This window comes from Streptomyces himastatinicus ATCC 53653 (genome assembly GCF_000158915.1).
GTDB lineage: Bacteria > Actinomycetota > Actinomycetes > Streptomycetales > Streptomycetaceae > Streptomyces > Streptomyces himastatinicus.
In genome coordinates this window covers 664,407-666,966 of the sequence record NZ_GG657754.1, presented here as the reverse complement: position 1 = coordinate 666,966, position 2,560 = coordinate 664,407, and the positions used below count along the sequence as shown (strand labels likewise).

General features: G+C 67.1%; 1 protein-coding gene. It reads left to right on the top strand.

All coding sequences use genetic code 11. From position 1 onward, the window contains the following. A partial coding sequence (locus SSOG_RS02485; RefSeq protein ID WP_039936380.1) for a type I polyketide synthase occupies positions 1 to 2,560 on the top strand: 2,560 nt, incomplete at both ends.

Below are 2,560 nucleotides of genomic sequence, written 5' to 3'. Positions count from 1 at the left end.
CGAGGTGCGGTTGACGACCCAGCCATCGCGGCCGCGCGGGGCTTGCTGCGGTCGGCGCAGTCGGAGCATCCGGGTCGGATTGGTCTGCTGGATCTCGGGAGCGGGGGTTGCTCGGGGGCGTTGCTGGCGGAGGCGCTGAGTGTGGCGGAACCCGAGGTTGCGGTTCGGGAGGGGCGGTTGGTGGTGCCGCGGTTGGCTCGGGTGGGTGTGTCCGATGCTGCGGTGCGGGTGTGGGATGGGCCGGGCAGCGTGTTGGTCACGGGTGGTACGGGTGGTTTGGGTGCGGTGGTGGCGCGGCATTTGGTGGCCGAGCGTGGTGTGCGGGATCTGCTGCTGGTCTCCCGGCGGGGGATGGCTTCGCCGGGTGCTGAGGACCTGGTCGCGGAGTTGGTGGAGTCGGGCGCGCGGGTTGAGGTGGTGGCCTGTGATGTGGCTGATCGTGATGCGCTGGCGGGGGTGCTGGCCGGGCGTGAGATTTCGGCTGTGGTGCATGCGGCCGGTGTGCTCGATGACGGTTTGATGGGTGCGTTGACTCCGGGGCGTGTTGATGCGGTGTTGCGTCCGAAGGTGGATGCGGCGTGGCATCTGCATGAGCTGACACGGGACATGGACTTGTCTGCGTTCGTGGTGTTCTCTTCCGCGGCGGGCACGTTCGGCAGTGCGGGGCAGGGGAGTTACGCCGCGGGGAATGCGTTCTTGGACGCGTTGGTGCGGTACCGGCGGGACCGGGGGCTGCCGGGTGTGTCGTTGGCGTGGGGGCCGTGGGATCAGTCTGACGGCATGGTCGGTGAGCTGAGCGCCGTCGATCGGGAGCGGATGCACCGCTCGGGGTTCCCGCCGTTGTCTGTCGAGCAGGGTGTGGCGCTGTTCGATGCTGCGGTGGGTGCTGGGGAGCCGGTGGTGTTGCCGGTGCGGCTGGATCTTTCCGCATTCCGTTCCGGTGGCGATGTTCCGCCTCTGCTCCGTGGGTTGGTGCGGAGTCGGCGTACTGCCGGGCGGGCTGTGGCGAGTGGCCTCGGCGAGAATCTGATCGGCCTGGGCGAGGTCGAGCAGCGGGAGGTGCTGCTGGATCTGGTGCGCAGTCAGGTGGCCATGGTGCTGGGGTATCAGGGTGTTGCGGCGATCGATCCGGGACGGTCGTTCCGTGATTTGGGCTTTGACTCGTTGATGGCGGTGGAGCTGCGTAATGGGTTGGGTGCGGCGACGGGGTTGCGGCTTCCGGCGACGCTGGTCTTCGATTACCCGACCGCGCAGGCCCTCGTGGAGCATCTGTTTGATGAGTTGTTGGGGTCGGATACGGGTGTGTCGGTGCCGGTGGGTGTGTTGCCGTCGGTGGCGGATGATCCGGTGGTGATTGTGGGGATGGCTTGCCGGTATCCGGGTGGGGTGTCGTCTCCGGATGATCTGTGGCGGCTGGTGTCTGGTGGGGTGGATGCGGTTGGTGAGGTTCCTGTGGATCGGGGGTGGGATCTGGAGCTGTCGGCGCGTGCGGGTGGGTTTCTGCATGATGCGGGTGCGTTTGATGCGGGGTTTTTTGGGATGAGTCCGCGTGAGGCGTTGGCGACTGATGCGCAGCAGCGGTTGTTGCTGGAGACGGTGTGGGAGGCGGTTGAGCGTGCCGGTGTGGATCCGGTGTCGTTGCGGGGGAGCCGGACCGGGGTGTTCGCCGGGGTGATGTATGGCGATTACGGGACGTTGCTGCCGGGGCGGGAGTTCGATGGGTTGCGGGGGAGTGGTAGTGCGCCGAGTGTGGCGTCGGGCCGGGTGTCGTACACGCTCGGGTTTGAGGGTCCGACGGTGACGGTTGATACGGCGTGTTCGTCGTCGTTGGTGGCGATGCATCTGGCGGCGCAGGCGTTGCGTGCGGGGGAGTGTTCGCTGGCGTTGGCCGGTGGTGTGACGGTGATGTCGACGCCGACGACGTTTGTGGAGTTCTCGCGGCAGGGTGGGCTGTCTCCTGACGGGCGGTGCAAGGCGTTCTCGGACTCGGCTGATGGTGTGGGCTGGGGCGAGGGTGTCGGCATGCTGGTGTTGGAGCGGTTGTCCGACGCCCGCAGGAATGGGCACTCGGTACTCGCCGTGGTGCGGGGTAGTGCGGTGAATCAGGATGGTGCGTCGAATGGGTTGACTGCGCCGAATGGTCCGTCGCAGCAGCGGGTGATCCGGCAGGCGCTGGCCAGTGGCGGGCTGTCCGCGCTGGATGTGGATGCGGTGGAAGGGCACGGGACCGGTACCACTTTGGGTGACCCGATCGAAGCACAGGCGCTCCTGGCCACCTATGGCCGGGACCGGGACCGTCCGTTGTTGTTGGGGTCGGTGAAGTCGAATATTGGTCATACGCAGGCTGCGGCGGGTGTCGCGGGTGTGATCAAGACGGTGATGGCGATGCGGTATGGGGTGCTGCCACGCACGCTGCACGCCGAGGTGCCGTCGTCGCATGTGGACTGGACGGCCGGTGCTGTCGAGCTGGTGGCGGACAACACTGTGTGGCCGGAGGCGGGTCGTGCGCGTCGGGCGGGTGTGTCTTCGTTCGGGATCAGCGGCACGAATGCGCATGTGA